Source organism: Caulobacter sp. GW822-FHT07D08 (assembly GCF_058798735.1).
This window is the reverse complement of the sequence record NZ_JBXAKU010000044.1, coordinates 1-3,676: the sequence shown is the minus strand read 5'-3', so window position 1 is coordinate 3,676 and position 3,676 is coordinate 1. Positions and strand designations below refer to the sequence as shown.

The window sequence follows — 3,676 nt, the reverse complement described above, 5'->3', positions numbered from 1 at the left end:
CCGTTGCGCTTTCCCGCTGGAAGCGGCTGTTCTTCGTCGCCGGCGAACCGCCGGCGCCGCCGCCCGATGGGGCCGAGGCCCTGGCCGCGGCCTTGGCCGACACCGAGTTCGCCATCCGCGCGGAGGGTGCGACCAACCGGCTGTTGTCGCGTTGGCGGTGGCTGCACGCTGTCCTGGGGGCGCTGGTCTACCTGGTGCTGCTTTTGCACATCGCCGCGGCCATCTATTTCGGGCTGCGCTGGCTATGATGCGGGACCGCCTCCTCTACTGGATCTTTGTCGCCGCCGGCCTGGCGCTGCTGGGCGTCGCGGCGATGATGCAGACAAGCGCGCCGCCCGGCGCCGGACCGGTGGCTCAGCTTGTCGCGCCAGGCCCCCTGTCGCCGGCCCACCAAGCCTTCGGCGCGCAGTGCGCCAGTTGCCACACGCCTCTCAAGGGCGTGGAGAGCAAGACCTGCGTCGCCTGCCACGCGAGCACCGATTTCGGAAACAAACAGTCGACCCAGTTCCATGCCCAGGCCAAGGAGTGCACGGCTTGCCACGTCGAGCACGAAGGCGCGCGCGCCATCGTGAAGATGGACCATCAGGCGTTGCTCGATCCGGCGGTGTGGCGAGGGCCGGCTGTTTCGCCACCCAATCCGCACGCCTTGCCGCCCGAAGCCGCGCTCAATTGCGCAAGCTGCCATTCCGTCCGCGATCCGCATCTGGGACTCTTCGGCCAGGACTGCGCCAGCTGCCACGCGACCAGCAGTTGGAAGGTTCCCAACTTCCGGCATCCGTCGGTCAGCTCGACGCAATGCTCGGAGTGCCACACCGCGCCGCCCAGTCATTTCATGGAGCACTTCAGCATGGTCTCCCAGCGCGCCGCCGGCTCCAAGGCGCGCGTCGAACAATGCTACGCCTGTCACACCACCGACAGCTTCAACAACATCCGCCGCCGAGGCTGGTATGATCACCATTGAGTCCGGCTGGCTCAGCGCCTTCTTCAGGCTCGCGGTGATCATCCTCGAGCTGGCGGGCACGCTGACCATCCTCAGCGGCGCGGCGCTGGCGACGATCCTGTTCGCCCTGCGGGCCCGATCGGGCGACCGGGCCAAGGCCTATGGCGCGTTCCGGTCCGCCCTCGGCCGAAGCATCCTTCTTGGCCTCGAATTCCTGGTCGCCGGCGACATCGTCAAGTCGCTCGTCATCAACCCGACCTTGGACGATCTCATCGTCCTGGCCGGTCTGGTCTTCGTGCGCACCTTCCTTAGCATCTCGCTCGGCGTCGAGATCAACGGCCACTGGCCCTGGGAGGACACGCGCATGGCCAGGGCCACGGGCCGCGAACCTTCCTCACCGCGGGTCTGACCAGACCCGCCCACCCGCCGGGAGATTGACATGCTGCAACGACGAGACCTGCTCACGGGAGCCGCCCTGTTGGCGGCCGGCGCCGCCCAGCCCGCCGCGGCGGCCGCCCAGGCCCACGACATGAAGGGCATGGACGCCATGCCCGGCATGGCGATGTCGATGAGCGACTGCATCGATCACTGCCTGGCTTCCCATCGCCGGTGCCTTGAGACCGCCGCCTACGCCCTCGGTCAAGGCGGCGCGCTCGCCGCCCCCGACCTGATCGCCATGCTCACCGACTGCGCCGAGCTGTGCCAGGCGACCGCCAACTCCATGCTCCGCGGCTCGGCCCTGCACCCGGTGCTCTGCCGCGCCTGCGCCGAAGCCTGCGACCTGTGCGCGGCGGCCTGTTCGAAACCCCGCGCCGACGCCCCGATGGCCCAGTGCGCCGAGACGTGCAGGGTGTGCGCCGCGGGCTGCCGACAGATGTCGCGCTGACCGCGCCTTCGGACCTTACGTATACGCGCGGCCGCCAATTGCGGGCATTGCAAGGCGTCACGCCGTTCGAGATGCAGACGACGCCATCGGACGCGAACGTCATAAGTTGGAGATCAGAAATGATGCGCAAGATCGCAGTCGTGGCCGGCGCTGTCGGCCTTCTGGCCATGGGGACCGCCGCATTCGCCGACGGCCCCGCGCCCAAGGCCCAGACCCAGCCCGCGCCGGCCGCCTCCGCCCAGACCCCGCCGGACCACGCCCACATGCAGGGCATGGACCATGGCGGCCAGCAGATGCACGACCAGATGATGAAGGACCATCAACAGGGGATGGCGAACATGCCGGCCACGCCGCCCAAGGATCCCGCCGCCAAGAAGCCCATGAAGGGCTGCTGCATGGACAAGCCGATGGCCCCGAAAGGCAAACCCATGGCTCCCAAGGACGCCAAGGATCCCGCCATGCCCATGAAGGACATGTAACGCCCGCTCAAGCCGCGACGCGCCGAAGAACCTGCCGGGCGAGCACGCCCGGCAGGTTCTTTCACGTCCGGGCGCCGCCAGGCGATGTGACATCTACGGATATCCTCGGCCGCGCCCGCCACTAGGCTCGTCGTCACCAGCAGGGAGCCAAGCGATGTTCCACAAGGCCATCGAGACGATGCGCGCCGCGCCCTTGTTCAAGGCGCGCTACGACAACTTCATCGGCGGCGCCTGGTCGGCCCCGACCACGGGCGAGTACTTCGCCGACCACAGCCCGATCAATGGCGACCGGATCGCCGAGTTCGCCCTGTCGGGTCCGGCCGACGTGGAACTGGCGCTCGACGCCGCCCATCGCGCCAAGGCCGGCTGGGCGCGGTTGTCGCCGGCCGAGCGGTCCCGGCTGCTGAGCCGGGTCGCCGATCGCCTGGAGCAGAACCTCGACCTGCTGGCGCTCGCCGAGACGCTCGACAACGGCAAGCCGATCCGCGAGACGCGCGGCGCCGACGTGCCGCTCGCGGTCGATCACTTCCGCTATTTCGCTGGATGCATCCGGGCCGAGGAAGGCGCGATCTCGACGATCGACGCCGACACCATCGCCTACCATTTCCGCGAGCCGCTTGGCGTGGTCGGCCAGATCATTCCCTGGAACTTCCCCCTGCTGATGGCGGCCTGGAAGATCGCGCCCGCGCTGGCCGCCGGCAACTGCACGGTCATCAAGCCAGCGTCCCAGACGCCCCTGACGCTGATGATGCTCGCCGAACTCACCGCCGACATCCTGCCGCCGGGCGTGCTCAACGTCGTGACCGGGCCCGGCCGAACCGTCGGCCAGGCGATCGCCGCCAACCCGCGGATCGCCAAGGTCTCGTTCACCGGCGAGACGGTCACGGGCAAGGCGATCATGCACGCCGCGGCCGATCACCTGATCCCGCAGACGATGGAGCTCGGGGGCAAGTCGCCCAACATCTTCATGGCCGACGTCCTTGATGAGGAGGACGCCTTCTTCGACAAGGCGCTGGAAGGGTTCACGCTCTTCGCCTTCAACAAGGGCGAGGTCTGCACCTGTCCCTCGCGCGCCCTGATCCATGAATCGATCTTCGACCGGTTCATGGAGCGGGCCGTGGCCCGCGTGGCGGCGATCCGTCAGGGCGACCCGCTCGACCCCGCGACCCAGCTGGGCGCCCAGGCGTCCGAAGACCAGCTGCGCAAGATCCTCGGCTATATCGAGATCGGCAAGAACGAGGGCGCGCAATGCCTGATCGGCGGCGCGCGGGCGCTGCCCGGAGGCGAACTCGACGGGGGCTATTTCGTGCAGCCGACCGTCTTCGTCGGCGACAACAGCATGCGGATCTTCCAGGAGGAGATCTTCGGCCC

Annotated in this window: 5 protein-coding genes and 1 pseudogene; all 6 read left to right on the top strand. The window is 68.5% G+C overall.

The genetic code is table 11. The features are described 5' to 3' along the window. Positions 1-248 (top strand): annotated as a pseudogene (locus AC1RJ9_RS28245) (hypothetical protein); the annotation flags it as partial. Beyond that, a complete protein-coding gene (locus tag AC1RJ9_RS28240) occupies positions 248-961 on the top strand; it encodes a cytochrome C (RefSeq protein ID WP_231732075.1) in 714 nt (237 codons plus the stop codon). The pseudogene AC1RJ9_RS28245 and the gene AC1RJ9_RS28240, both read left to right, overlap by 1 nt. After that, a complete protein-coding gene (locus AC1RJ9_RS28235) occupies positions 948-1,349 on the top strand; it encodes a DUF1622 domain-containing protein (RefSeq protein WP_062100024.1) in 402 nt (133 codons plus the stop codon). Before AC1RJ9_RS28240 ends, AC1RJ9_RS28235 begins: the two co-directional genes overlap by 14 nt. A gap of 30 nt (positions 1,350-1,379) precedes the next feature. Beyond that, on the top strand, positions 1,380-1,826 hold the full coding sequence (locus tag AC1RJ9_RS28230; RefSeq protein ID WP_062100023.1) for a four-helix bundle copper-binding protein: 447 nt from the start codon (positions 1,380-1,382) through the stop codon (positions 1,824-1,826). Between the two features lie 119 nt (positions 1,827-1,945). Beyond that, on the top strand, positions 1,946-2,305 hold the full coding sequence (locus AC1RJ9_RS28225; protein WP_062100022.1) for a DcrB/PsbP domain-containing protein: 360 nt from the start codon (positions 1,946-1,948) through the stop codon (positions 2,303-2,305). A 154-nt stretch (positions 2,306-2,459) separates the two neighbouring features. Continuing rightward, positions 2,460-3,676: aldehyde dehydrogenase family protein (locus tag AC1RJ9_RS28220; protein WP_492841988.1), on the top strand; the 1,217-nt coding region annotated here is incomplete at its 3' end.